The sequence below is a fragment of the Pseudooceanicola sp. NS-SX9 genome (assembly GCF_057380705.1).
In genome coordinates this window covers 28,045-52,509 of the sequence record NZ_JBXXRN010000004.1, presented here as the reverse complement: position 1 = coordinate 52,509, position 24,465 = coordinate 28,045, and the positions used below count along the sequence as shown (strand labels likewise).

Annotated in this window: 21 protein-coding genes; 11 read left to right on the top strand and 10 right to left on the bottom strand. The window is 67.1% G+C overall.

Translation table 11 applies throughout. The features are described from left to right. Positions 1-103 precede the first annotated feature (103 nt). Positions 104-583, top strand: a complete 480-nt coding sequence (locus AC2ITM_RS20185) for a MarR family winged helix-turn-helix transcriptional regulator (RefSeq protein WP_486470214.1) — start codon at positions 104-106, stop codon at positions 581-583. A 7-nt stretch (positions 584-590) separates the two neighbouring features. Beyond that, positions 591-1,493, top strand: coding sequence for an SMP-30/gluconolactonase/LRE family protein (locus tag AC2ITM_RS20180; protein ID WP_486470213.1), 903 nt, complete (start codon positions 591-593; stop codon positions 1,491-1,493). A 19-nt stretch (positions 1,494-1,512) separates the two neighbouring features. Here the strand turns inward: AC2ITM_RS20180 and AC2ITM_RS20175 are convergent, their stop codons facing one another. The 3 genes from AC2ITM_RS20175 to AC2ITM_RS20165 are packed head-to-tail and all read right to left on the bottom strand — an operon-like array spanning position 1,513 to position 4,732. After that, complete coding sequence (locus tag AC2ITM_RS20175; protein WP_486470212.1) at positions 1,513-2,241, bottom strand: HpcH/HpaI aldolase family protein; 729 nt, start codon at positions 2,239-2,241, stop codon at positions 1,513-1,515. Then, the gene (locus tag AC2ITM_RS20170; RefSeq protein ID WP_486470211.1) at positions 2,238-3,632 is read right to left on the bottom strand and encodes an FAD-binding oxidoreductase; all 1,395 of its coding nucleotides are present in this window, start codon (positions 3,630-3,632) and stop codon (positions 2,238-2,240) included. Before AC2ITM_RS20170 ends, AC2ITM_RS20175 begins: the two co-directional genes overlap by 4 nt. Positions 3,633-3,646: 14 nt before the next feature. Further along, complete coding sequence (locus AC2ITM_RS20165; RefSeq protein ID WP_486470210.1) at positions 3,647-4,732, bottom strand: LLM class flavin-dependent oxidoreductase; 1,086 nt, start codon at positions 4,730-4,732, stop codon at positions 3,647-3,649. A 371-nt stretch (positions 4,733-5,103) separates the two neighbouring features. Here AC2ITM_RS20165 and AC2ITM_RS20160 point away from each other — a divergent pair, with 371 nt between their 5' ends. The 7 genes from AC2ITM_RS20160 to AC2ITM_RS20130 all read left to right on the top strand — a co-directional run bounded on the left by AC2ITM_RS20160 (position 5,104) and on the right by AC2ITM_RS20130 (position 13,847). Next, on the top strand, positions 5,104-5,898 hold the full coding sequence (locus AC2ITM_RS20160; protein WP_486470209.1) for a cyclase family protein: 795 nt from the start codon (positions 5,104-5,106) through the stop codon (positions 5,896-5,898). Positions 5,899-5,921: 23 nt separating this feature from the next. After that, complete coding sequence (locus AC2ITM_RS20155) at positions 5,922-7,484, top strand: phytoene desaturase family protein (protein ID WP_486470208.1); 1,563 nt, start codon at positions 5,922-5,924, stop codon at positions 7,482-7,484. After that, positions 7,481-7,927 (top strand): MarR family winged helix-turn-helix transcriptional regulator, encoded by a 447-nt coding sequence (locus tag AC2ITM_RS20150; RefSeq protein WP_486470207.1) that lies wholly within the window; start codon positions 7,481-7,483, stop codon positions 7,925-7,927. Before AC2ITM_RS20155 ends, AC2ITM_RS20150 begins: the two co-directional genes overlap by 4 nt. 12 nt (positions 7,928-7,939) lie before the next feature. Next, positions 7,940-10,087, top strand: coding sequence for a thiamine pyrophosphate-dependent enzyme (locus AC2ITM_RS20145; RefSeq protein WP_486470206.1), 2,148 nt, complete (start codon positions 7,940-7,942; stop codon positions 10,085-10,087). Between the two features lie 10 nt (positions 10,088-10,097). Beyond that, positions 10,098-11,666, top strand: coding sequence for an indolepyruvate oxidoreductase subunit beta family protein (locus tag AC2ITM_RS20140; protein WP_486470205.1), 1,569 nt, complete (start codon positions 10,098-10,100; stop codon positions 11,664-11,666). Continuing rightward, positions 11,663-13,204, top strand: coding sequence for a phytoene desaturase family protein (locus AC2ITM_RS20135; protein ID WP_486470204.1), 1,542 nt, complete (start codon positions 11,663-11,665; stop codon positions 13,202-13,204). Before AC2ITM_RS20140 ends, AC2ITM_RS20135 begins: the two co-directional genes overlap by 4 nt. Positions 13,205-13,367: 163 nt before the next feature. Continuing rightward, positions 13,368-13,847 (top strand): MarR family winged helix-turn-helix transcriptional regulator, encoded by a 480-nt coding sequence (locus tag AC2ITM_RS20130; RefSeq protein WP_486470203.1) that lies wholly within the window; start codon positions 13,368-13,370, stop codon positions 13,845-13,847. Between the two features lie 4 nt (positions 13,848-13,851). On the opposite strand, the gene AC2ITM_RS20125 is transcribed toward AC2ITM_RS20130, so the two are convergent. After that, on the bottom strand, positions 13,852-15,432 hold the full coding sequence (locus tag AC2ITM_RS20125; protein WP_486470202.1) for an AMP-binding protein: 1,581 nt from the start codon (positions 15,430-15,432) through the stop codon (positions 13,852-13,854). A 141-nt stretch (positions 15,433-15,573) separates the two neighbouring features. Between AC2ITM_RS20125 and AC2ITM_RS20120 the strand changes: the two genes are divergently transcribed. Beyond that, the gene (locus AC2ITM_RS20120) at positions 15,574-16,455 is read left to right on the top strand and encodes a LysR family transcriptional regulator (protein WP_486470201.1); all 882 of its coding nucleotides are present in this window, start codon (positions 15,574-15,576) and stop codon (positions 16,453-16,455) included. Between the two features lie 60 nt (positions 16,456-16,515). Here AC2ITM_RS20120 and AC2ITM_RS20115 read toward each other — a convergent pair whose 3' ends face one another. From AC2ITM_RS20115 to AC2ITM_RS20090, 6 genes are read right to left on the bottom strand one after another with little or no spacing between them, the layout of a single operon-like run. Then, the gene (locus AC2ITM_RS20115) at positions 16,516-17,640 is read right to left on the bottom strand and encodes a Gfo/Idh/MocA family protein (RefSeq protein WP_486470200.1); all 1,125 of its coding nucleotides are present in this window, start codon (positions 17,638-17,640) and stop codon (positions 16,516-16,518) included. Then, the gene (locus AC2ITM_RS20110) at positions 17,637-18,395 is read right to left on the bottom strand and encodes a sugar phosphate isomerase/epimerase family protein (RefSeq protein ID WP_486470199.1); all 759 of its coding nucleotides are present in this window, start codon (positions 18,393-18,395) and stop codon (positions 17,637-17,639) included. The genes AC2ITM_RS20115 and AC2ITM_RS20110 overlap by 4 nt, the downstream gene beginning before the upstream one ends. Positions 18,396-18,402: 7 nt before the next feature. Further along, the gene (locus tag AC2ITM_RS20105) at positions 18,403-19,488 is read right to left on the bottom strand and encodes an ABC transporter ATP-binding protein (protein ID WP_486470198.1); all 1,086 of its coding nucleotides are present in this window, start codon (positions 19,486-19,488) and stop codon (positions 18,403-18,405) included. A gap of 4 nt (positions 19,489-19,492) precedes the next feature. Beyond that, positions 19,493-20,416, bottom strand: coding sequence for a carbohydrate ABC transporter permease (locus tag AC2ITM_RS20100; RefSeq protein ID WP_486470197.1), 924 nt, complete (start codon positions 20,414-20,416; stop codon positions 19,493-19,495). Positions 20,417-20,427: 11 nt separating this feature from the next. Then, positions 20,428-21,318, bottom strand: coding sequence for a carbohydrate ABC transporter permease (locus AC2ITM_RS20095; protein WP_486470196.1), 891 nt, complete (start codon positions 21,316-21,318; stop codon positions 20,428-20,430). A gap of 46 nt (positions 21,319-21,364) precedes the next feature. Then, entirely contained in the window at positions 21,365-22,624 is a 1,260-nt protein-coding gene (locus tag AC2ITM_RS20090; RefSeq protein WP_486470195.1) for an ABC transporter substrate-binding protein, read from the bottom strand. Positions 22,625-22,887: 263 nt separating this feature from the next. Here AC2ITM_RS20090 and AC2ITM_RS20085 point away from each other — a divergent pair, with 263 nt between their 5' ends. Further along, positions 22,888-23,916, top strand: coding sequence for a LacI family DNA-binding transcriptional regulator (locus AC2ITM_RS20085; protein ID WP_486470194.1), 1,029 nt, complete (start codon positions 22,888-22,890; stop codon positions 23,914-23,916). Positions 23,917-24,465: the final 549 nt, after the last annotated feature.

Sequence of the window (24,465 nt, the reverse complement as noted above, 5' to 3'; positions counted from 1 at the left end):
TCCCTGACGCGCCGCGCCAGACCGCACCACACCAGCCCCGTCACCTGCTTCACATCTAAATCATATCCCCCGATCCACCACCGGATCGATCCCCGGAGGCCCCATGGACGGCACCCCCTTACTTGCCGGCAGCCCGGCGCCCGAGCAAGCCGAGCTGGCCCGCCAAAGGCTGCGCCTATGGCTGCAAATGCTGAAATCGGCCCGCTACGTCGAGACCGAGCTGCGCGAACGCCTGCGCACCGGCTACGACACCACCCTGCCGCGCTTTGACGTGCTGGCGCTGCTGCATCGCACCCCCGAGGGGATGAAGATGTCGGTGCTGTCGCAGCAGCTGATGGTGTCGAACGGCAATGTCACCGGCATTGTCGATCGGCTGACGGCGGACGGCCTGTGCGAGCGTCATGCGGTCGAAGGCGACCGCCGTGCCAGCCTGGTCAAGATCACCGAGGCCGGACGCATTCTGATGGCCGAAATGAGCATGACCCACCTGGGTTGGATCGACAGCCTTTTCGCCGATCTGAACGAAGCCGAGGTGGCGCGCGCCATTGCCATCATGCTCGATCTGCGCCACCGGGCGCATTGAGGTCCCGATGATCCTGAACGAAGGTCTCGATTTCCCCGAAGCCCCCCTGGTCGCCCCCGACGGCACGCTGTGGTTCACCGAAGTGCTGGGCGGCTGCGTCACCCGCCGCGCGCCCGACGGCACGCTGACACGGTTCCCGACCGGTGGCGGGCCGAACGGGCTGGCACTGCGCCCCGATGGCTGCCTGCTGATCGCCAACAACGGCGGTTTCACCTATGTCGAAGAGGGCGGCATCCGGCACCCCTCGATCGCGCCTGCGGATTACACCGGCGGCAGCCTGCAGTTGCTGGATCCGGGTAGCGGGCAGGTCAGCCTGCTGGCCGACCGGATCGGCGACCGCCGCCTGCAGGCGCCGAACGATCTGGTGCGGGATGCAGCGGGCGGCACCTACATGACCGACACCGGCAAAAGCTTTGCCGATCACCGCACCCATGGCGGCGTCCTGTACCTGCCCCCCGATGGCGGCCCGCTGCAGCAGGTCGTCTGGCCGATGGCCACGCCGAACGGCATCGGCCTGTCGCCCGATGGCGGCACGCTCTATGTTGCGGAAACCGAGACCGCGCGGCTGTGGGCCTTTGCGCTGGAGGCCCCGGGCCGGATCGCCCGGCAGCCCTCGATCAACGGCGGGCCGCTGCTGGCGCAGCTGGGCGGGCGCGATGCCCACCGGATGATCGACAGCCTGGCGGTGACGCGGGCCGGGCAAATTTGTCTGGCGACGCTGCTGGGCCATTGCATCACCGTAGTCGAACCCGACGGGCGCGTCTCGGCCCGGATCCCGGTGCCGGACCTTTACCCGACCAACATCGCCTTTTCCGAAGACGAGGCCACGGCCTATGTGACGCTGGCGGCGACGGGGCGCCTGATGGCCCTCGACTGGCCCGCAGCGTTGGCGGACCACGGCTGCCCCTGACCGGGGCAGCCGGTCCGGGTCACTTGCCGAAGGCCAGCCGCGCGGCCGCCCCCAGGAACATCGCGTCGGACCCTTGGATGATCAGCGGAATGCGCGCCTGACGGGCCTTCGCCGTGGCCAGATCCGGGGCAAAGATCCCCAGCGTCCGCCCCGCCTTCGCGCCCGCGGCAATGATCGTATCGATGGCCTCTTCCAGCGCCGGCCCCTGCCGCGCCATCAGGTCAAGCCCCAGATCCCCCGGCCCGATGAAGGCCAGGTCGATGCCCGGAACCGAGAGGATCTCGTCCAGCTGCGACAGCGCCTGAAGCGTCTCGATCTGGATGGCGACGACGGTTTCCGCCTTGGCCCTCTGGATCGCGGGCATTATGTCATAGCCATAGCCCGCCGCACGCCCCGGCCCGGCGCCGCGCTGCCCTTCGGGGGCAAAGCGGGCGGCGGCCACCACCGCCTCGGCACGTTCGGGCGTCGAGACATGCGGCACCAGCACCCCGGTCGCCCCGGAATCAAGCGCCGTCGGCAGGACCTCGTTGAAGGCCACGGGCGTGCGCACCAGCGCCGGTACGCCATGGATCGCGGCGGCGCGCAGCATGTCCTCCAGCACGGGGCCGCGCAGGGGGGCGTGTTCACCATCCAGACAGATGAAATCGGGCCCAGCGGCGCACAGCACCTCGGTTGCGGTGGGGGACGGGATGCCCGCGAAGGCCCCCATCAGGGGCTTGCCCGCCCGGATGTCGTCTCTGAGTGTCATTGCGCCTCCACGCCGTCGAAGCTCTTCTTCGGATTGAGGATTCCCTTGGGATCCAGCGCGGCCTTGACGGCCTGCATGGTGGCAATCTCGGCCGGGGTGCGGGAATAGGCAAGGTAGTCGCGCTTGATCGCGCCGATGCCATGTTCGGCCGAGATGGTGCCGCCGACCTCTCGGGTGATCTGGTAGACGATGGCCTTGACGTCCTTTTCCGGCTGCGTGTCGCCGGGGACATGGACCACGAAATGCAGGTTCTGGTCGCCGATATGGCCATAGGTCAGGGCGATGGCGGTGGGGAAGGCCGCGTGCACGGCGGTCTCGATCCGCTCGATCGCCTCGGCCATGCGGGCGATGGGAATGCCGCAGTCGAAGGGGATGATCGGCCCGATGACGGTGGCATATTCGGCGGGGCTTTCGCGGACCTCCCAGAAGGCGCGCTGATCCCTGATCGAGGAGGCCACCACGCCATCCTCGATCAGACCCTTTTCAAAGGCCTGTTCCAGCAGGGTTTCCAGCGCCCCCTGGGTGGTTGCGGCATCAAAGCCCGTGGCCTCGATGATGACATAGGCAGCGTGCTGGCTGTCGAGCGGCGATTTCAGGTGGCAGCGTTCCGCCATGGTGTGGAAGAAGCTGGGCCACATCACCTCGAAGGACGACAGCGACGGCCCAAGGGTGGCCCGAGCGGTTTCCAGCAGCCCGATGGCGGCGGCGGTCGAGGGCACGCCCAGGAAGGCGGCGGCGCTTTGCGGCGGCAGCGGCTGCAGGCGCAGGACGCATCCGGTGATGATGCCCAAAAGCCCCTCGGAGCCGATGAAAAGCTGTTTCAGATCAAGGCCCGCATTGTTCTTCAGCAGGGTGTTCATGCCATCCAGCACGGTGCCGTCGGCCAGCACCACCTGCAGCCCCAGCACATGGTCGCGCGCCATGCCATAGCGGATCACGTTGTTGCCGCCGGCATTGGTGGCGATGACCCCGCCCAGCTGGCAGGTGCCACGGGCGCCAATGTCGATGCCCAGCATCATGCCCACGTCCAGCGCCGCCTTTTGCGCGGTTTCCAGCACCACACCGGGCTCCGCGATCATCACGCCCGCCGCCGGATCGACCTTCTGGATCGCATTCATCCGGTCCAGCGACAGCGCCACGCTATCCGCCCGCGGATGGGCCGCCCCCGAGATCCCCGTCAGCCCCCCCTGGGGCACCACGGGCACCCCCGCCGCATGGCACATCGCCATGATCCGCGACACCTGTTCCACCGTGCGCGGCCGGGCCAGCGCCAGGGGCAGGACCTCGGGCAGGCCCGCCCAGTCACGGCAATAAAGCGGCGCGATGGCATCGCCCAGCGTGATGATGTCGGGGCCAAGCGCAGCCTCAAGCGTGGTTGCGAAATCGCTCATCTTCGGGTCCTTTCTCAGCCGCGCAGGCCGGCATCGCGCAGGCGCGGCAGCACCTCGGCGCAGAAATAGGGCAGTTCCTCGGCGAAGTTGACGAAGCTGACCGTGGTGCCGGCGAAACCGGCGCGGGACATGCGGATCATCTCTTCGGCGATGTGATCGGGGGTGCCGACCAGCGGATAAGTCCCGGCGCCACCGGCAAAACGCTGGCGATGCAGGCGATAGGTCTCGTCGTCATGGGACTGGGCATTGGCGCGCTGCTTGGCGGTGAAATGATCCAGCGCGGCGTCATCGGCCATCTCGACCGTATAGCGGTGATAATAGGCCTGGGCCTCGGCCATCGTCGGACGGCAGACCACGTGGGTGGTGGTATAGGTGCCGACATCGCGGCCCTTCGCGCTGGCGCGGGCGGCGACATCGGCGATGGTCTCCTGCCCGGCCTCGATCGACTTGAAGGTGGTGAACAGGAAATCGGCATGGGCCGCCGCGAAATCGCGCCCGGGGGCCGAGAAGGCCGCGTTCAGCACCACCGGACGGGGCGATTGCTGGGTCTTCGGCAGGGTCTCGGCACCTTTCAGCTGGAAATAGGTGCCATCGAAATCGAAGGGCCCGTCGGATTGGTAAAGACGGTCCAGGATGGTCACCCATTCGGCGGCGTGATCATAGGGCGCATCGACCTTTTCATAGCCGAACATGGCGAATTCGTCGGGGTTCCAGCCCGCCACGATGTTCAGCCCCGCGCGCCCGCCCGAAGCCTGGTCGATGGTCGCCAGCGCCTTCGCGGCAAAGACCGGGTGCACCATCGGCACATGCACGGTCGAGAACAGCGCGATCCGTTCCGTGATGCCCGCCAGCGCCGCCGCCCAGGTCAGGGTTTCATAGGACAGCGCACGGGAATTCGTCTCGCCGCCGAACCCCTTCCAGCGGGCGATCGGCAGGATGAAATCCAGCCCCGCCTGATCGGCGATCCGCGCGGCCTTCGCCACCGACGGCCAGTCCGCCTGCCAGCGTTCCGGCACCCGCGTCAGCGTCAGGCCGCCATCCGCATTCATCGAGAAGACCCCGATCTTGAACCGGGCGGGGCCGTGCAGGGGATGGGTCATGGGAAACTCCGGGAAAAGGGGGAGCGCCGGAAAGGCATCAGCGCGCTGCCATATACTTCAAGCATAAAATACATTCACGCAAGGTCTAATGTCTATCGGCGTCAGATTAGCCTGGATGAGTCGCCCTGACCCGCCGAATCCGCAAGCCGTGCCGCATCGGAAACCGGCTCTCTGCACCGCAGAAAAGGGATATTTTCGTCAAATACATTTTCTGATCGCCCATTTCGAAGGCATCCGCCCATCGTGGCGACCGAAATTGCGCCAGATCTCCAAAAAGCTATCAATCTAAAACTTTGAGCTTGAAGAAACTGCAGTACATGCATTTGCATATAAATCAGCTACCGAACGCTGACAGCACGAAAGGGACTGCCATGACTTCCTCTGATACGCTGGCACTGCTGGCCACCAGCCTGCTGGACGGATCGATCCAGGTGATCGACTGCGCCGCCACGCTGGGCCCGGACACGCCGCTGCTGAAACTGCCGCCCGAGATCGCCGACGACACCCCCCAGATCGAGATCCACAAGATCTCGGAATATGGTGACCGCGGTCCCTGGTGGGCCTGGAACTGGCTGAAGCTGGGCGAGCATTCCGGCACCCATTTCGACGCGCCGCACCACTGGATCACCGGCCGCGACTATCCCGATGGCTCGACCGACACGATCGCGCCGCAAAACTTCGTCGCCCCCGCCAACGTGCTGGATTTCTCGAAGGAAGCCGCCGAGAACGCCGATTTCCTGCTGACGGTCGAGCACATCAAGGCCTGGGAGGCCGAGCATGGCGAGATCAAGGAAGGCGAATGGGTGCTGTTCCGCACCGACTGGGACCAGTATGCCGAGGATGCCGACAAGTTCCTGAACGCCAAGGAAGACGGCCCCCACACCCCCGGCCCGACCGCCGAGGCCATCATCTATCTGATGGAAGAGAAAAAGGCGCTTGGCTGGGGCAGCCAGTGTGTGGGCACCGATGCGGGCTGCGCCGGCGGCTTCGAAATCCCCTTCCCCGCCCATAACCTGCTGCACAAGCACAACCGTTACGGGCTGGCCTCGCTGACCAACCTCAGCAAGCTGCCGCCGAAGGGCGCCGTCTTCATCACCGCACCGCTGAAGATCCAGAAGGGCACCGGTTCGCCCATCCGCGCGCTGGCGCTGGTTCCGGCGGCGTAAGGCCGGCAAGAAGGAAGATCGACATGACGTCTCCTGCGCTCGACTTTGCGATCATCGGATCGGGTATCAACGCCCTTGTGGCCGGGGCCCTGCTGGCCCGGGCCGGCAAGCGGGTGGCCCTTTATGAACGCGAGGCGAGCGCGGGCGGCTGCATGAAGACCGCCGAAATTGCCCCCGGCACCCTGCATGACCCCCTGGCCACGACCTTCGTGCTGTGGGTGACGGGCGCCGCCCATGGCGCGCTTGGCGCCGATCTGGCGCGTCACGGGGTGGAATTCTGCGCCACCGACACGCCCACGGGCGTGCTGCTGCCGGACGGGCGGGCGATGGTCTATCGCATGGACCGCGCCGCCAATGTCGCGGCGTTTGACGCGGCCCATCCCGGCGATGGCGCGCAACTGGCCGCCGATCTGGACGCCTTCGGCGCCGATGCGGGCCTGATCTTTGGCCTGATGGGCGGCGATCCATGGTCCCGCAAGACACTGAAACTGATGGCGAAAGAGGCCTGGAAGCGCGGCCCCCACGGATTAACGGCCACCATGGGCGGCGCCTTGCAATCCATGCGCGGCTGGCTTGAGACCTCGTTCCAGTCGGAACTGTCCCGGGCCCTCTGGGCGCCCTGGTGCCTGCACGCGGGGCTGGGCCCCGAGGCCGCGTTCTCGGGTCAGATGGGTCAGGTCATCGGCTTTGCGCTGGAGGCCGCCGGTGCCCCCATCGTCAAGGGCGGCGCGGCGCAGATGGTGCGCGGACTGACCGCCATCATCGAAGAGCACGGCGGCGCGGTGCATTGCAACGCCGAAGTGGCCGAGATCACCATCGCGAAGGGTCGCGCCAGCGGCCTGCGGCTGGCCGATGGCCGGCAGGTCACGGCCGGGGGCGTTCTGGCCTCGGTCACGCCGCATCAGCTCTACGGCACCCTCGCGCCGCAGCCGAAGCAGGCGGAAAACCTGCGCAAATACCGATATGGCAAGGGCAATTTCCAGCTGCATTTCGTGCTGGACCGGCCCGTTCGCTGGAAGACCCCGGGGCTGGAGAAGGTCCAGCTGCTGCATCTGACGCCGGGCCTTGATGCGGTGTCGAAGGCCGGAAACGAGGCCGAGCGCGGCCTGCTGCCCGAGGTCCCCACGATCTGCGTCGGCCAGCCGCTGGCGGCCGATCCCTCGCGCGCGCCGGAAGGCGCGGGCCTGCTGTGGCTGCAACTGCCCGAGGCGCCCCGCCACCTGAAGGGCGATGCTGCGGGCCTGATCGACACGTCGGATGGCTGGACCGATGCGGTCCGCGAAGCCTATGCCGACCGCATCCAGGCGATCCTGTCGCGCCATATCGAGGATTTCGATGCCTCGGTCACGCGGCGCCAGGCGATCTCTCCGGCGGATCTGGCCGGGATGAACTGCAACCTGGTGGGCGGCGATCCCTATGGCGGGGTCTGCTCGATCGAGCAGTTCTTTGCCTGGCGCCCCTTCCCCGACAGCAAGCGTCACGACACCGGCCTTCCCGGGCTCTGGCATATCGGCGCCTCGACCCATCCGGGGCCGGGGCTGTCGGGGGGCTCGGGCTACCTTGCCGCGACCGAGATCCTGTCATGACCGACACTGCAGACGAGCTTGAGGTCTTCACCCCCTACCTGATGAACCGCATCATGGCGCGCTACAACAAGGGGGTCGAAACGGCACTGAAGGCCGTGGGCATCAGCGTCGCGCAGATGCGCGCCCTGGCCGTTCTGATCGAGGGCGGCCCCTGCACCATCAACCAGCTGTCGGTGCTGACCGTCATCAAGCAATCCACCCTGTCGCGCACCCTCGACGGGATGGAGGCCGCGGGCCTTATCCGCCGCGAGGCGGGCGAGACCGACAACCGCATCCGCACCATTCACCTGACCGAGGCCGGCCGCGCCGCGCATGAACGCGCCTGGCCCTCGATGGAGACGATGCAGGACACCATGCTGGCCACGCTTTCGGGCGCGGAACGGCAGATGCTGAACGGGCTTCTGACCCGCGTCCTGCACGACATCCGCCACCACGATTACTGAGGGAGACCACCGATGGCCGAACGTTCGTTTGCCAAGGAAGTCAAGAAACTGAAGATGGGGGCCGGAGAGACATTCTCGGGCGAGGGCATCCTGGCCGTCACCAAGGCCCTTCTGGAAAACGGCGTGGGCTATGTGGGGGGCTATCAGGGCTCGCCCATCTCTCACCTGATGGACGTGCTGGCCGATGCGCAGGAGATCCTGGGCGAGCTGGGCGTGCATTTCGAGGCCTCGGCATCCGAGGCCACCGCCACCGCCATGCTGGCCGCCAGCGTCCACTATCCGATCCGGGGCGCGGTGACCTACAAGTCGACCGTGGGCACCAACGTGGCCTCGGACGCGCTGGCGAACCTTGCGTCCGGCGGCGTCACGGGCGGCGCGCTGATCATCGTGGGCGAGGATTACGGCGAAGGTTCCTCGATCATGCAGGAGCGCACCCATGCCTTCGCGATGAAAAGCCAGGTCTGGCTGATGGATCCGCGGCCGAACCTGCCGTCCATCGTCAAGACCGTGGGCGATGCGTTCGAGCTGTCCGAAGTGTCGAACACCCCCGTGATGATGCAGATGCGCATCAAGTCCTGCCACGTCCACGGCCATTTCACCGCATCCGACAACAAGGCCCCTGCCCTGACCGTGTCGCAGGCGCTGGAAAACCCGAAACGCGACCTGAACCGCATCGTGCTGCCGCCGGCGACCTATCTGCACGAAGACGAGAAGATCACCAAGCGCTGGCCCGCCGCCGAGAAATTCCTGCTGGACCGCCAGATCAACGAACGCTTCGGCAATCCCGGCGGCAAGGTCGGGCTGATCCTGCAGGGCGGCATGTACAACACCGTCATCCGGGCGCTGAACCGGCTGGGGCTGGCCGATATCTACGGCGAGACCCAGATCGACATGCTGGTGCTGAACTGCGTCTATCCGATGGTCGAAAGCCAGATCCTTGAATTCTGCGAGGGCAAGGACAGCGTCCTGCTGATCGAGGAAGGCCAGCCCAACTACATGGAGCAGGGCATTGCCCATATGCTCTACAAGGCAGGCAGCCGGGTCAAGCTGGAGGGCAAGGGCATGCTGCCCGCCTTCGGTGAATATTCCGGCCAGGTCATGGTCGATGGCCTGGGCGCCTATTTCGAGGCCCACGCCCCGGGGCTGCTGCCCGTCGCCAAGGTGGCGGTGAACGAGGAACCGCTGGCCATTCCCGACCTGTCGAAGACCGTGCCGGGCCGTCCGCCGGGCTTCTGCACCGGCTGCCCGGAACGCCCGATCTTCGCCGCGACCAAGCTGGTGGAACAGGAACTGGGCGAACACCACATCGCCTCGGACATCGGCTGCCACCTGTTTTCGATCATGCCGCCCTTCGATCTGGGCGCGACGACCATGGGCTATGGGCTGGGTCCGGCATCCGCCGCCGCCTTCCACAACGAGGACAAGAAGAACGGCCGCCGCTCGATCAGCTTTGTCGGGGATGGCGGGTTCTGGCACAACGGGCTGTCGTCCTCGATCGGCAACGCGGTCTTCAACAAGAACGACAACGTCATCATCATCGTCGACAACTACTATTCGGCGGCGACCGGCGGGCAGGACATCCTGTCGTCGCGGGCCAGCAACAAGACCAAGCAGACGCAGAATTCCATCGTCGATGCCTGCAAGGGGATCGGGGTCAAGTGGATCCGTCAGATCGACCGCACCTATGACGTGACCAAGGTCCGCGACACGCTGAAAGAGGCCCTGACCACCCCCGAGGAAGGCCCCAAGGTCATCGTCGCCTCCTCGGAATGCATGCTGAACAAGCAGCGCCGCATCAAGCCCGAGATCGCCAAGGCGATCAAGGAGGGCCAGCGCGTCATCAAGCCCCGCTTCGGCGTGGACGAAGACATCTGCACCGGCGATCACGCCTGCATGCGGCTGTCGGGCTGCCCGTCGCTGTCTGTGAAAGACACCGGCGATCCGCTGCGCGACGATCCGGTCGCCGCCATCGACCAGACCTGCGTCGGCTGCGGCAACTGCGGCGAGGTCGCGGATGCGGCCGTGCTGTGCCCCAGCTTCTACCAGGCCGAGGTGATCTCGAACCCGACGCCCGCCGATCTGAAACGCCGCGACCGCGCCGGCCGCCTGATCTCCTGGCTGCAAAGCCGCCGCGACGCCAAGCGCATCGCCTTCGCCTGAGGAGCCTTTCATGAGCATCCATGACACCCCGATCATCGCCCGCCGCTCTCCTGGTCCCGATGGCGAAAAGATCATCACCCTGGCGGCGCTGGCTGTCGGCGGCCAGGGCGGCGGCGTGCTGACCGACTGGATCGTCGGCGTGGCCGAGGCAAACGGCTATCTGGCGCAATCGACCTCGGTCGCGGGGGTGGCGCAGCGCACCGGCGCCACCGTCTATTACGTCGAGATGTGCCGCGACACCGGCCGTCAGCCGGTCTTTGCGCTGTCGCCCAGCCAGGGCGATGTCGATATCATGCTGGCGGCCGAGCTGATGGAGGCCGGCCGCGCCGTGATCCGCGGCTTTGTCACGCCGGGGCGCACGACGCTGGTCGCCTCGACCCACCGGATCCCGGCGGTGTCGGAAAAGGTGGTCCCGGGCGACGGCCGCGCCGATGCGAAGACCGTGATCGAGGCCATGGGCATCGCCGCCGACCATGTCGTGGCCTTCGACATGGAGACGGTCGCGAAGGAAGCGGGCTCGGTCATCTCGTCCTCGTTGCTGGGGGGGCTTGCGGGCTCGGGGGCGCTGCCCTTCCCGCGTGAAAGCTACGAAGAGGTGATCCGCAAGTCGGGCCGCGGCGTCGAGGCATCCCTGCGCAGCTTCGCGCGTGCCTATGACATCGCCACCGGCCGCGCCCCCGCGCCCGAGGCCGAAGCCGAGGCGCCGAAACCCGTGCCGGTCCTGGCCATCCCCGAGGCGCTGAAGACCCAGTGGGGCCAGATCGAGGCCCGCCTTACCGCCCTGCCCCCCGAGGTGCAGGAGATGGCCGCGCTTGGCCTGAAGAAGGTCGTCGATTACCAGGACGTGAAATACGGCGCCCAGTACCTGGAGATGGTCGAGAAGATCCGCGCCCTTGATGCCGCCCCCTACGAGATGACCATCGCCGCCGCGAAATACTGCGCCCGGGCGCTGTGCTACGATGACATCCTGCGGGTCGCCGATCTGAAGACCCGCGCCAGCCGCATCGCCCGCGTCCGCGACGAGGTTTCAGTCCGGGATGACCAGGTGCTGATGCTGACGGAATATTTCCACCCCCGGTTCGAGGAATTCGCCACCACCCTGCCCACCGCCCTGGGCCGGGCGCTGCGCCGCTCGGACGGGTTCGCGGCCTTCTATGCGAAACGCTTTGACAAGGGCCGCCGGATCCGCACCGACAGCATCCGCGGCTTTGGCCTGCTGTGGCTGGTCTCGGCGCTGCGGCCCTATCGCCGCCGCCTGCTGCGCCACCAGGAAGAGATGGCCCAGGTCGATGCCTGGTTCGCGACCGCGACCCGTGTGGCGGCGACCGACCGCGCACTTGCTGCGGAAGTTCTGGCGAATTATCGCCTCATCAAGGGCTATTCCGACACCCATGCCCGGGGATTGTCCAAATTTTCCCGCGTCATGTCTGGTCTTTCGATGCTGGAAGGCCGACAAGACGGCGCCGACTGGATGCGCCGTCTGCGCCAGGCGGCACTGAAGGATGAGAAGGGCAAGGATCTGGATGGCGCGCTGGCGACCATTGCCTCCTTTGCCAAACCGGAGGCCACTGCGGCATGAGTGAACGGATCGTCGTCATCGGATCGGGTATCAACGGGCTGGTTGCCGCGGCGGATCTGGCCGCCAATGGCAAGCATGTGCTGGTGCTGGAGCGGGGCCCGACCCCCGGTGGCGCGGTCCGCACCGAGGAGCTGACCCTGCCGGGCTTCCGCCATGACGTGGCGGCGATGAACCTGTCGATGTTCGCGGGCTCGGCCTTCCTGAAGCGCCACGGCGCGGTGATGGCGCGCAACGGGCTGGAATTCGTCCCCGTCGACCGCCCCTTCGCCCAGGCGCTGGAACCGGGCGACCATCTGGGCGTCACCACCACCCTGGACGAGACGCTTGCCACCTTCGCCAGCCGCGCCGACAAGACCACCTGGCGCGAGATGGCACAGGCTTTCCCGAAACGCGCCGCGATCCTGGGGGGGCTTTTGTCCGCGCCCATCGCGCCGCGGGCGCTGTCGTGCCTGGCATGGAAGGCCTGGCGGCTGCTGGGCTGCAAGGGATCGCTGGATCTGGGCAAGTTCCTGATGACCTCGCCCCGCGCCTGGCTTGATCAGACCTTCGAGGATCCCCGCCTGCGCACCGCGCTGTCGACCTGGGGGATGCATCTGGACTTTGCCCCCGACATCGCCGGCGGCGCCATCTTTCCCTACCTCGAGGGGATGGCGGCGCAGACCATGGGCATGGTGATCGGCAAGGGCGGCGCCGACACGGTGACGAAGGCGCTGGTGGCCACGATCCTCGACCACGGCAGCGAGGTGCGCTGCAATGCCGAGGTGACGGCGATCCGCTCCAGCCATGGGCGCGTCACCGGCGTGGTCGTCAATGGCGAAGAGATCGCGGCAGGCCACGTTCTGGCAAACCTGGCGCCCAAGCACCTGGCACGGCTGACCGGCGGCACCGGCAGCGCGCGCTATGACCGGGGGCTGGCGAAATTCGCCCATGCGCCCGGCACGATGATGATCCACCTGGCGCTGGATGCGCAGGTGCCCTGGCAGGCCGAGGCGCTGAAGAAATTCGCCTATGTCCATGTCGGGCGCAGCATGGATGACACCGCGCTGGTCTATGCCCAGGCCAAGGCCGGGCTGCTGCCGGCGCGTCCCGCGCTGGTGGTGGGCCAGCCCACCGTCTTCGACCCCTCGCGCGCGCCCGCGGGCAAGCATACCCTGTGGGTGCAGGTCCGCATGGTCCCGGCCGAGGTCCGCGGCGATGCCGCAGGCCAGATCACCGGCACCGACTGGGCCGAGATCAAGGAGGCCTATGCCGAGCGTGCCCTCGACCTGATCGAGGAACAGGCGCCCGGCTTCCGCGACCTGATCCTGGCGCGCACCGTCGTCTCGCCGCTGGATCTTGAGGCCGGAAACCCCAACCTGGTGGGCGGCGACCAGATCTGCGGCTCGCATCACCTGAACCAGAACTTCGCCTTCCGCCCGGTGCCCGGCTATGCCGGCGGGCGCACCCCGGTGAAGGGGCTGCACCTGATCGGCGCCGCCTGCTGGCCGGGCGCGGGCACGGGGGCGGGATCGGGCTTCCTGACGGCGCAGCGGATCTGAGCCGATCCTTTCACACAGGATATTTCGGGCCTCGACCATTCGGGGCCCGTTTATCGTTTCGCCCGTCCGTTTCTGACCCCGCAGCGTCGTTTCGGCAGGTTCCCTCTGGCGGGAACATTCTTTATACATGAATGACAAAGAGGTGTTTCGGCAGAGGGCGCGGATGGATCTGGCAGCAGCAAGCGGGGAAGACGACAGGGTGATCGAGGATCCGGACCTGGCACGCCAGCGACTGCGGCTGTGGCTGCAGATGCTGAAATCGGTCCGCTACGTCGAGACCGAGCTGCGCGAGCGCCTGCGCACCCGCTACGACACGACGCTGCCGCGCTTCGACGTGCTGGCGATGCTGCACCGCTTTCCCGATGGTATGAAGATGTCGGTGCTGTCGCAGCAGCTGATGGTGTCGAACGGCAATGTCACCGGCATCGTCGATCGGCTGGTCAAGGAAGGCCTGTGCGAACGCCACCCGGTGGAAAACGACCGCCGTGCCAGCCTGGTCAAGATCACCGCCCATGGCCGCGAGGTCATGGACGAGATGAGCGCCACCCATCTGGGCTGGATCGACGAACTGTTCGCGGACCTGTCGGAAACCGACGTGGCCCGCGCCATCGCCGTGATGCTGGAGATCCGCCACAAGGGCTGAGACCTCAGACCAGCTGCCGCTTCTTCAGCCGCCGCAGATCGGTGAAGCCGCCCGCCTCGGCACGCGCGGCAACCTCGGCCTTCAACGCGCCGCGCAGGATCTTCTGGGTGGCCGAAACCGGCAGGGCCTCGGTCACGGCCAGCCAGCCCGGGACCTTGTAATAGGCCATCTGCTGCAGCGCCCAGGCGGCGATCTCGGCCGGCTCCACAGCGTCATGCAGCACCACCAGCGCACAAACCTCCTCGCCGCGGATCTCGTCCGGCAGGGCGGCCACGGCGCTTGCGGCAATGGCGGGGTGACGGTTCAGGATGGTCTCGACCTCGACGGCCGAGATGTTCTCTCCCGAGCGGCGGATGACGTTCTTCTTGCGGTCGACGAAGCGCAGGTTGCCGCCCGCGTCGCGGCGCACGATGTCGCCAGTGTGCAGCCAGCCGTCCTGCAGCGCCTCGGCCGTCGCCTCGGGCTTGTTCAGATAGCCCGAGAAGAAGCCTTCGAACGGATCGGGCCCGGCACCGCGCACCAGCATTTCGCCCGGCACATCGGCGGGGCAGTCGCGACCCGCATCATCGACGATCCGCAGCGCCACACCGGCGGCGGGACGACCAAAGCAGGCGGTGCCCACATGGCGGGGCTCTTCATTGGCGATAACGCAGCCTGCCACGCCACTTTCGGTCATTGCCCAGGCCTCGATCAGGGGAAAGCCGAAGCGGTCCTCGAAGGGGGCATGCAGCCGGGTGTCGACGCCCGCGCCGAAGCCGAAGCGCAGCTTGTGGTCGCGGTCCTGCGGCGACGCCGGGGCGGCCATCAGGATCGAGGGCATCACGCCCAAGTAATGCACCACCGTCGCGCCGCTGTCGCGCACCAGCTGCCACCAGCTGCGCGGGTGGAAGCGGTCGGTCAGCACCAGACAGCCGCCTGTCTCGATCATCGCCATGACCGAACACGCCAGGGCATTCATGTGGAACAGCGGCAGCGGCGTCAGCATACGCTCGACATCACGGCGCAGGCTGACATGGCCGCCCAGGCCCGCGTACCATTCACCGGCAAAGGTAAAGTAGCGGTTCGACAGGATGCAGCCCTTGGGCTGGCCGGTCGTCCCCGAGGTGTACATCAGCGCGCATTCCCGGTCGCGGTCCGGCGCCTGCACCGGCTGTGCGGCGGGGGCGGCAGGCAGCGGGGCCTCGGCGGTGATCACCGGCAGGCCCGTCGCCCGGGCCAGATCCGGGATACGGGCGGCCACAGCGATGATCAGGACCATGCCGCTGTCCTGGGCCAGGTAGGACAGTTCGGCCTGGCGCAGATCCGGGTTGATCGGCACGATCGACAGGCCAAGGCTGTTGAGCGCCAGCCAGCAGGCCAGGAAGGCGGGACGGTTTTCCAGCAACAGACCGACGCGCTGCCCGGCCACGTAACCTGCCGCCGACAGCGCGGCGGCACGCTGGCGCACGTCCTGCAGCAGCGCCGCATAAGAGGTCTCGCCCGCGGCAATGCCGTAGACGGCCGCGGCTTCGTCGGGGATGTGCAGGAAGGGGGCCTGGCCTCGTCGCTGCGCGGTCTGTTCGAAACGGTCGAAGACGGTCTGCATGGGAACTCCGGGAAAATCTTGTTATGACCTGCCCTTTTTCCCGCATGAAGGCGATTGGGCATGCATGTTTTGCATGGGGATAGTGATCATTTGCATTACTCTTGCCGTCACGCCATGCTGGGCGCGCAGCAGGAGACCCAGATGGAGCTGAGACAGATCCGCCATTTCGAGACCGTCGCGCGCTTTGCCAGTTTTGGCGCTGCGGCACGGGCGCTGAACCTCAGCCAGCCGGCCCTGTCGCGCAGCATCCGCGCGCTGGAGGATGACCTGGGCGCGCCCCTGTTCGAACGCGGCGCCACCGGCGTCACGCTGACCGAATACGGCCGGCGCTTTCGCGACTATGCCCGGCCGATGCTGTCGCTGGGCGCCGAGGCCCGCGCCGAGCTGGACGAGATGCGCGGCGCCCGCACCGGCAGCCTGGCGATCGGCGCCCTGACATCCGAGCTGCGCCAGGCCCTGCCCGAAGCCGTCCGGCAGTTCCGCGCGCTGCGTCCCGGCATCACGCTGCAACTGCGCGAAGAGCTGAACGGCGCGCTGCTGGAGGCGCTGCGGGCCGGATCGCTGGACCTCGCAGTGCTGGTGCGGCCGCCCGAAGCAGCGCTGGAGGGGCTGAACTGCCGGACACTGGCCCGCCATCCGATGCAGATCGCGGCCTGCCCGGGGCACCCGCTGGCCGGTCGCGGCGCCCTGCCGCTTTCGGCACTCGGGCCCTATGACTGGATCCTGCCGCCCCCCAGCGAACCTGATCGTGCCGCCTTGGACATGCTGTTTCGCACCGCAGGCGAGCCGCCGCCGCTGGCCCGGATCGAAACCACCTCCTGGACCTTCCTGGAAGGCGCCCTGCCGGGGACAACCGCGCTTGGCTTTTGTGCCGCCCCGGTGCCCGCGACACTGGCGACGATCCCGTTGCAACATCCCGGCTGGGACCGCGAGGTCTGCGTGGTCTGGCCAAGGCGCGCGGTCGACCGGGCCAGCCTGGGGATCTTCTTGGCACAGCTGCGCCGCAGCTATACCGCGATGTGAAAGGGGCGCTGCCCGCCCCGGCAGCGCCCCTTGGGTTTCCGTCTGCCGGATCCTGTCAGGTCAGGAGGGCAGTGCGGAAAGCCCGGCCCCGGTAGCGACAGAGAGGGTTCGCTGTTCCAGGGCCGAGTCGAGGATGGTCATCAGCACGTCCAGCAGATGCAGGCCAAGCGCGCCGCTGGCCCGCGGCGCGCGGCCCTCGGCGATGGCGCGCGCCATGTCGTCCAGCCCCAGGCCGCGGTAATTGGCCAGCACCATGCCCATGCCCGCAGGCGCCCCGGGCATCCCCGGCCAGGGAAAGTTCGGCGCCGCCCAGGGCTGGTCCGACGTGTCGATCCCCTGCCAGTCCTGCCCCGCCTGGGCGATCATCAGCGTGCCGCCGAAGAAATTCGGATCCGGCAGCCGCAGCGAGGCCCTAGTGCCGTGCAGTTCCAGCGGCGGCAGCGAATGCCGGAGCGCGTCCCAGCTGTAGGAAAAGCTGATCTGCGCCCCACTGGCAAAGCCCAGCACGCCCTGCACGGTGGTGAAGGTTTCCACCTTGATACGTTCGCCCGCGCGCGGACCCGAGCCGATGATGCGCTCGGGCAGGCCGATCATGCCCCGGGCCTGCACCTGCGCCACCGGCCCCAGCAGATGGGTCATCATGGCGATGTAATAGGGTCCCATGTCGAGGACCGGCCCGCCGCCGGGCTTGAAGAAGAAATCCGGGCTGGGATGGCGCGCCTGCATGCCGGGGTTCATCATCGCCGAGGTCCCCATCAGCACCTGCCCGATGTCGCCCTGGGCGATCATCCGGCGGGCGGTCTGGACTCCGGGGCCCAGCACCGTGTCGGGCGCACAGCCGATGGTCAGGCCCCGCGCCTGTGCTGCCTGCAGAATCGCGCGGGCATCTTCCCGGCTCGTGGCGAGCGGTTTTTCCAGATAGACATGCTTGTCCGCCGCGATGGCGGCAAGCGCAACCTCGGCATGGGCGGCGGGCACGGTCAGGTTCAGCACGCAGTCGATGTCGGGCCGCGCCAGCAGGGCCTCGGGTGTCAGGGCCTCTAGCCCGTAGGCGGCGGCGCGGGCCTGCGCGGCCGCAGACGACAGATCCGCCACCGCCACGATGTCGAAATGGGGAAAGAGCGCCGCATTGCGCAGATAGATGTCCGAGATCACCCCGCAGCCGATCAGCCCGACGCGCATCATGCCGCCCCCGCCAGGGACCGGGCATGGGCCATCGCCCGGGCGCCAAAGCGGACATAGTCGCTGGGGTTGTCGTGCTCGGCCACGGCCATCGTCGCCCCCGCCGCCGCCGCAGCCGGCCACAGCGTTTCCCAGGGCAGGATACCGGTGCCGGGATCGGCCCAGCCCATTTCATCGGCCTTCTCGCCGCGCGGCGCCAGGTCCTTGAAATGGAAGGCCGTGACGCGGCCCTCGAAATATTTCAGCCAGTGCAGCGGATCCTGACCGGCACGCACGATCCAGGCAATGTCGGCCTGCCACTGAACGTGATCGCCCAGCACATGCTCGATCGCGTGGCGGCCGTCTTCCAGCAGGACGAATTCAAAATGGTGGTTGTGCCAGGCAAAGCCGAAACCCGCATCCGCCAGCCTGCGCCGCAGCGCCTCGAGGCGCGCCCCATGGGCCTTCCAGCCCTCCAGCGGCTTGATCCAGTCCTGCATCGGCAGCGAGGGGGCGATGATCGTGCGGATGCCCAGCGTGTCGGCCGCCGCGCACATGGCGTCGAAATCGGCTTCCAGCGCATCGAGGGCGAAATGCCCGGTCTCGGCCTTCAGCCCGTGACGGTCCATCAGCGCGCGGGTCGCGGCGGGGTCCTCGTAGCAGCTGCGGTAGGGTTCGATATGGGTGAAGCCAAGGGCCTCGATGCGGGCCAGCTGATCTTCGAGCGGGCCCCCTTCGCGGGCCGAGAACAGCTGGAAGGCATGGGGGATCGTGATCATGAGGCCCTCACAGACGCTGGCCGTCGGCATCGAAAAGATGCACGCGGGCGGGCTGGAAACGCACGGTCAGGGTCTCGCCTGCGCCGGGGGCCTCGTCGCCGGGGATGCGCAGGACGATGCGGGTGCCGTTCAGCTGGCAGTGCAGGATCGTCTCGGAACCCATGGGTTCGGTCATCTGGATGTCGAGGGTCAGGGGGACGCCCTCGCCTTCGGTCAGCAGGTGCTCGGGGCGGATGCCGAAGGTGGCGGGACCGGTGGGGGTGCGGCCCGGATAGCCCGCAAGCGGCAGCGGCGCGCCGCCCTCGGGGACGAAGACGGGGCCGGTATCGCCCTGCAGGATCTCGCCTTTCAGCAGGTTCATCCCCGGCGCGCCGATGAAGCCCGCCACGAACAGGTTGACCGGGCGGTGGTAGATCTCGGACGGGGTGGCGAACTGCTGCACCTTGCCGCCGTTCATGATGGCGATGCGGTCCGCCAGGGTCAGCGCCTCGACCTGATCATGGGTGACGTAGATCATCGTGTTGCCCAGCTCCTGATGCAGGGCCTTGATCTCGACCCGCAGTTCGGCGCGCAGCTTGGCATCAAGGTTCGAGAGCGGCTCGTCGAAGAGGAACACCTCGGCGTCGCGCACCATGGCCCGGCCGATGGCGACGCGCTGGCGCTGCCCGCCCGACAGCTCGGCGGGTCGGCGTTTCAGCAGCGCCTCCAGCTGCAGGATCTTGGCGGCGCGGCCGACACGGCGGGCGATCTCGGCCTTGGGCGTTCCGGCCATGCGCAGCCCGAAGGACATGTTCTTTTCCACGCTCATCCGGGGATAGAGCGCATAGCTCTGGAAGACCATGCCGATGCCGCGCTCGACCGGTTCCGCCCAGGTCACGTTGCGCCCCGAGATCCAGATCTGCCCTTCTGAGACGTCCCCAAGCCCGGCAATGGCGTTCAGAAGGGTGGACTTGCCGCAGCCCGAAGGCCCCAGCAGGACGATGAATTCGCCCGAGGCGATCTCCATCTGCAGGCTTTCCAGCACGGCGTGGCTGCCGTAGCGCACACCAAGATCCCGGATCGAGACAGAGGAACGGTCGGATTGGGGGCTCATGCGGTCATCCTTTCACGGCACCGGCGGCAATGCCCCGCACGAAGAGGCGGCCGGAGAACAGATAGAGGGCAAGGGGAACGAGGGCGGTCAGGATGGTGGCGGCCATGTCGACGTTGTAGCGCCGCTCGCCCATCACGGTGTTGACGATGTTGTTCAGCTGCACGGTCATCGGGCTCCAGTCCGTGCCGCCGAAGATCAGGCCCAGCAGGTAGTCGTTCCAGACGCCGGTGACCTGAAGGATACCGGCGACGACGGTGATGGGCCCCGACATCGGCAGGATCACATGCACGAAGATCGCCCAGAAGCGCGCGCCATCGACACGGGCGGCCTTGAACAGGTCGATGGGCAGGGTGGCGTAGAAGTTGCGGAACAGCAGCGTCATCAGCGGCAGGCCGAAGACCACATGCACCAGCACCAGCCCCCAGATCGAGCCGAACAGGCCCATCGCCGCCAGCCCCCGCGTCATCGGATAGATGAAGACCTGGTAGGGGATGAAGGCACCCAGCATCAGCACGGCAAAGACCGCATCGCGCCCGCGCGGCTTCCAGAAGGTCATGGCATAGCCCGTGACCGACCCCACCGCCAGCGAGCCCGCCACCGAGGGGATCAGGATCATCACCGAGTTCCAGAACCCGACCGAGATCCCCTTGCACTCGACCCCGGTGCAGGCCTGCGACCAGGCCTCTTTCCAGAATTCCAGCGTCGGGGCCTGGGGCCAGGACAGGATGTTGCCCAGGCGGATCTCGTCCATGGTCTTGAGCGAGGTGACGATCATCACCCACAGCGGCAGCAGGAACCAGGCGGCGGTCAGCGCGGCAAAGACGTAAAGCCCGATGCGCCCGATGTTCAGCTGTGCGGGGCGCGGCCCGGCGGCGGCCGGATCGCAGGCGCGTTTCGGGACGGACCCGGAGAGAGAGGTGTCGGTCATCGCTTGGCCTTTCACTTGGCGCGCTTGCGCAGCCGCAGCGCGATGCCCCAGGGCACCAGCACGGCGAAGACGGTCATCAGCATCACCATGGTCGCGGCGGTCGCCAGCCCCAGGTTCTGCCGGGTGAACAGGTAGTCCATGGCGAACTTGGCCGGCACCTCGGTCGACAGGCCCGGGCCGCCATTGGTCAGCGCGATCACCAGATCGTAGGATTTCACCACGCCGATCGCCAGCAGCACCACGCAGGAACCGATGGTGCCCCCCAGCATCGGCAGCACGATCGACAGGTAGACCCGCCAGGTCTTGACGCCGTCGACCTTGGCGGCTTTCCAGATATCCTGGTCGATGCCGCGCAGCCCTGCCAGCATCAGCGCCGTGATCACCCCCACCGCCTGCCAGACGGCGGCAATCACCAGCACATAGATCGCGGTTTCGCGGTGGTTCAGCCAGTCCAGGGTGAAGCCGGTCCAGCCCATGGCGCGGATGGCATGCTGGATCCCCATGTCGGGGTTGAACATCCACTGCCAGACCAGGCCGGTGACGATAAAGCTCATGGCATGGGGGTAAAGGTAGATGGTGCGCAGCATCCCCTCGGCCCGGATCTTGCTGTCCAGCACCACGGCCAGCAGAAAGCCCAGCACCAGGCAGGCCAGCACGAAGCAGATCCCGAACAGCACGACATTGTCGACCGAGATCATCCAGCGGGTGTTGCGGAACAGCCGGGCGTATTGCTCAAGGCCCACCCAGTCCGAGACCGGATAGCTGCGAGACGAGCTGAACGAAAGCCGCAGCGTCCAGACAAGGGTGCCCAGATAGGCCGCCACGACGATCAACATCGCAGGCAACAGGGCGATCTGGGCCGCGACATGGCCCTTTCGGCGGGAAACGGAGGGGGTCATCATGATCGAGATCCCGGGGAAGCGGGGGCCATGGCCCCCTGCCCCGTCCTTACATCGCATCCTCGAAGGCCTGGTTCAGTTGCCTGGCCAGGTCGTCGGCCGTGGCCTCGGGCTCGGACCAGATGTAGGTCACGGCATCGCGCAGCGCGCCATTGGCATCCGGAGAGATCAGCTTGTCCGGCCCCGAAACCTGGTTCTTCGGATCGAAGACGGTGCCGTAGACATTCTGCGTGCACTGGTCCAGGCCGCTGACATCCGCCCCCGGCGCGATCGGCAGAGACCCTTTCAGCCGGGCGAAATCGACCTGCACCTTGGGATCCAGCAGGGTCTTGATCAGCAGGTCCTGGCCCTCGACCTGATCGGGATCCTTGACCTTCGGGAAGACGAAGACATCACCGATGATCTGGTAGCTTTGATAGCCGACGCCCATGAAGCAGCCGATATCGATACCGGGCTTCAGCCCGGCCGCCAGGATCTCTCCCTTGGCCCAGTCGCCCATGAAATTGAAGGCCGCCTTGCCCTGCACCATCATCGCGGTCGCCTGGTTCCACTGGCGGTTCTCGGCGCCGTCGTCGATGTAGTCGCGGATCTTCAGGAAGGTCTCGGCGACCTTGTGGAATTCAGGCGTGGCAATCGCAGCCGCGTAGTCCGGGCTGAGCACCCGGTTGTAAAGGTCAGGCCCGCCCACCGACAAAAGGATCCCGGTGAACAGCGCATGCAGCTGACGCGGATCGACGCCAAGCGCCACGGGAATGTAGCCCGCGGCCTTGATCTTGTCGAAGGCGGCGAACAGATCGTCCCAGCTTTTCAGGGTCTTGATGTCGACGCCCGCAGCCGCGAGGACCTGGGGATTGTAATAGGTGAAATTGGCGATCTGCATCGAGACCGGCAGCGCATAGTACTTGCCCTGCATCTTCACCGCATTGCCCAGCACCGGCGGGATGACATCGGCCAGGTGGTCTGCCTCGATCTGGGGGGTGATGTCGCGCAGCAGGTGCTGCTCGACCAGGGCATTCATCTGCTGGCCGACCTGGAACTGGTTCGCGGTCGGCGGCTTGCCCCCCATGATCCGGTTGTAGGAGACCAGGCGCGCATTGTCGCCACCGGCCACCGCCGCGTCGATCCACTGGCCGCCGGCGGCATCAAAGGCATCGGCAAAGACCTTCACGGCCTTCGACTCTCCCGCCGAGGTCCACCAGTGGATCACCTCGGCACGGGGCTGGGCCATGGCGGTGCCCGCCATCAGCATCGGCAGCAGGACGGCCCCCGCGACACGCACGGCAGCAGGATTTCTGAATGCTTTGAACATGAAGTTTCCCTGTGAAGCGCGCAGATCAGCACCCCTGCCAGTTACCCGGCACGGCATCCATCAAGGCGCCCTTAAAACGCTGAATTTCCGAGGCTTTATTGCTCTTTTCTCCGGGGACCCTTCCGGCCGCCCTTGAAAACTACAATCGATTACATTTCCACATGCGGCAAGAAGATTCTTCTTCACATGTCAAATTTCGACGCCAAAATGAAAAGGCGCCGCGCAAAATACGAGCACGCCGCCAAGACCGGGAAGGACAACAGATGAAGGCAACGGTGACGATGGCGGATGTGGCGGCGGCCGCGGGTGTCTCGACGGCGACCGTCAGTCGGACGCTGTCGGAACCGCACAAGGTCTCGGCGCGGACACGGGCAGTGGTCGAGGGGGCGGTGCGTGCCACGGGCTACCGGGTCAACATGCAGGCGCGCTCGTTGCGGCTGACGCAGACGCGCACCATCCTGGCGCTGCTGCCCGACCTCAGCAGCGGGCATTACCCGCGGATCCTGGAGGGCCTCGATGCCGTGCTGGAGGCCGCCGATTACGCGATGCTGATCAACGACCGGCTGGCGCGGCTCGACAACATGTCCTCGGAACGGGTGCTGCGCTATGTCGATCCGTCACGGGTCGACGGGGTGATCGTTCTGGACGGCACCATCGTCGAGCGCCTGCTGGCCGAACCTGCCGCCCGCGACCTGCCCACGGTCTTTGCCTGCGAAACGCCGCCCGGGCTGGATATGCCGGTGCTGCGCATCGACAATGCCGCAGGCGCCCGGGCCGCGATCCGCCATCTGATCGACCTTGGCCACCGGCGCATCGGCCATGTCCGCGGCCAGGCCATCCACCCGGTCAGCCAGCTGCGCGAAGCTGTCATGCGCACCGAGATGACCGCCGCCGGCCTGCCGCTGCGCGAAGACTGGTTCTTCGACGCGACCTTCCTCTACCGTGCGGGCTTTGCCGCCGGACAGCGCTGGCTGCAACTGCCGCCGGACGACCGGCCGACTGCGATGTTCTGCTGCTCGGACGAGATCGCCGTGGCCTTCATGGCCGCCGTCCAGCAGGCCGGGGTGCGCATCCCCGAGGCGCTCTCGGTCATCGGCTACGACGGGCTGGACATCGGGCTGTACCTGCCGGTGCCGCTGTCGACGATCGAGCAGCCGCAGCGCGAACTGGGCACAGCCGCCGCCCATGCGCTGATGGACCTGCTGCAGGGGCGCCCGGTGGAAAGCCACCTGCTGGCACCGCGCCTTGCCGCCCGCGCCAGCACCGCCCCGCCGCCGCTACAAACCCCGTAAGGGGCTTCCACGGTTGTCCTTCGACGAAGAGGACGCGCCATAGGACGCCTGGGCCCGGCCGGTTCTTGATCCAGCCTTTTGTGCCAGCGCCCGGGTGCGGTCGGATCACGGGTGGGTGGGCAACACGATCCTTCGCCCCCCGAAGATCAGTTCCCCGGCCCAGACGCCCTGCTGACGCCCCGATCACAGGGCCCAGCCCCTCGCCCCGATCTTCCTGCTGCCACGAAGGGGCGCGCCGTCAGCCTCTCGATATTCAGGGACCGCCTGACGGACCGGCCGTGTCATCGCTGAGAACAGAGCGGGGCCCGGAAAACCGGGAGGTCCCAGCCAATACCCGGCCGGTCCGCCGAAGGCGATCAGGCGGACCGGTAAAGGGCCTGGCAATTGGGGTCGCATCGCGCGCTCTGCGACCGCGTTGCAGAACCCGGCCGGTCGCCCGCCCCTTGCTGATCGCAGCCCGTGGCCGAGCATGACCAAAAGGTGCCGCCCGCTTTCGGTAATGCGCATCCGAAGCCCCCAGGTGAACCCACGCTCAGATCCCTCCGAACG

What these genes read in the sequence shown, in the direction of transcription:
- AC2ITM_RS20185 (WP_486470214.1), top strand. Translation starts at nt 104, where the DNA reads ATGGACGGCACCCCCTTACTTGCCGGCAGCCCGGCGCCCGAGCAAGCC.
- AC2ITM_RS20180 (WP_486470213.1), top strand. Translation starts at nt 591, where the DNA reads ATGATCCTGAACGAAGGTCTCGATTTCCCCGAAGCCCCCCTGGTCGCC.
- AC2ITM_RS20175 (WP_486470212.1), bottom strand. Translation starts at nt 2,241, where the DNA reads ATGACACTCAGAGACGACATCCGGGCGGGCAAGCCCCTGATGGGGGCC.
- AC2ITM_RS20170 (WP_486470211.1), bottom strand. Translation starts at nt 3,632, where the DNA reads ATGAGCGATTTCGCAACCACGCTTGAGGCTGCGCTTGGCCCCGACATC.
- AC2ITM_RS20165 (WP_486470210.1), bottom strand. Translation starts at nt 4,732, where the DNA reads ATGACCCATCCCCTGCACGGCCCCGCCCGGTTCAAGATCGGGGTCTTC.
- AC2ITM_RS20160 (WP_486470209.1), top strand. Translation starts at nt 5,104, where the DNA reads ATGACTTCCTCTGATACGCTGGCACTGCTGGCCACCAGCCTGCTGGAC.
- AC2ITM_RS20155 (WP_486470208.1), top strand. Translation starts at nt 5,922, where the DNA reads ATGACGTCTCCTGCGCTCGACTTTGCGATCATCGGATCGGGTATCAAC.
- AC2ITM_RS20150 (WP_486470207.1), top strand. Translation starts at nt 7,481, where the DNA reads ATGACCGACACTGCAGACGAGCTTGAGGTCTTCACCCCCTACCTGATG.
- AC2ITM_RS20145 (WP_486470206.1), top strand. Translation starts at nt 7,940, where the DNA reads ATGGCCGAACGTTCGTTTGCCAAGGAAGTCAAGAAACTGAAGATGGGG.
- AC2ITM_RS20140 (WP_486470205.1), top strand. Translation starts at nt 10,098, where the DNA reads ATGAGCATCCATGACACCCCGATCATCGCCCGCCGCTCTCCTGGTCCC.
- AC2ITM_RS20135 (WP_486470204.1), top strand. Translation starts at nt 11,663, where the DNA reads ATGAGTGAACGGATCGTCGTCATCGGATCGGGTATCAACGGGCTGGTT.
- AC2ITM_RS20130 (WP_486470203.1), top strand. Translation starts at nt 13,368, where the DNA reads ATGGATCTGGCAGCAGCAAGCGGGGAAGACGACAGGGTGATCGAGGAT.
- AC2ITM_RS20125 (WP_486470202.1), bottom strand. Translation starts at nt 15,432, where the DNA reads ATGCAGACCGTCTTCGACCGTTTCGAACAGACCGCGCAGCGACGAGGC.
- AC2ITM_RS20120 (WP_486470201.1), top strand. Translation starts at nt 15,574, where the DNA reads ATGGAGCTGAGACAGATCCGCCATTTCGAGACCGTCGCGCGCTTTGCC.
- AC2ITM_RS20115 (WP_486470200.1), bottom strand. Translation starts at nt 17,640, where the DNA reads ATGATGCGCGTCGGGCTGATCGGCTGCGGGGTGATCTCGGACATCTAT.
- AC2ITM_RS20110 (WP_486470199.1), bottom strand. Translation starts at nt 18,395, where the DNA reads ATGATCACGATCCCCCATGCCTTCCAGCTGTTCTCGGCCCGCGAAGGG.
- AC2ITM_RS20105 (WP_486470198.1), bottom strand. Translation starts at nt 19,488, where the DNA reads ATGAGCCCCCAATCCGACCGTTCCTCTGTCTCGATCCGGGATCTTGGT.
- AC2ITM_RS20100 (WP_486470197.1), bottom strand. Translation starts at nt 20,416, where the DNA reads ATGACCGACACCTCTCTCTCCGGGTCCGTCCCGAAACGCGCCTGCGAT.
- AC2ITM_RS20095 (WP_486470196.1), bottom strand. Translation starts at nt 21,318, where the DNA reads ATGATGACCCCCTCCGTTTCCCGCCGAAAGGGCCATGTCGCGGCCCAG.
- AC2ITM_RS20090 (WP_486470195.1), bottom strand. Translation starts at nt 22,624, where the DNA reads ATGTTCAAAGCATTCAGAAATCCTGCTGCCGTGCGTGTCGCGGGGGCC.
- AC2ITM_RS20085 (WP_486470194.1), top strand. Translation starts at nt 22,888, where the DNA reads ATGAAGGCAACGGTGACGATGGCGGATGTGGCGGCGGCCGCGGGTGTC.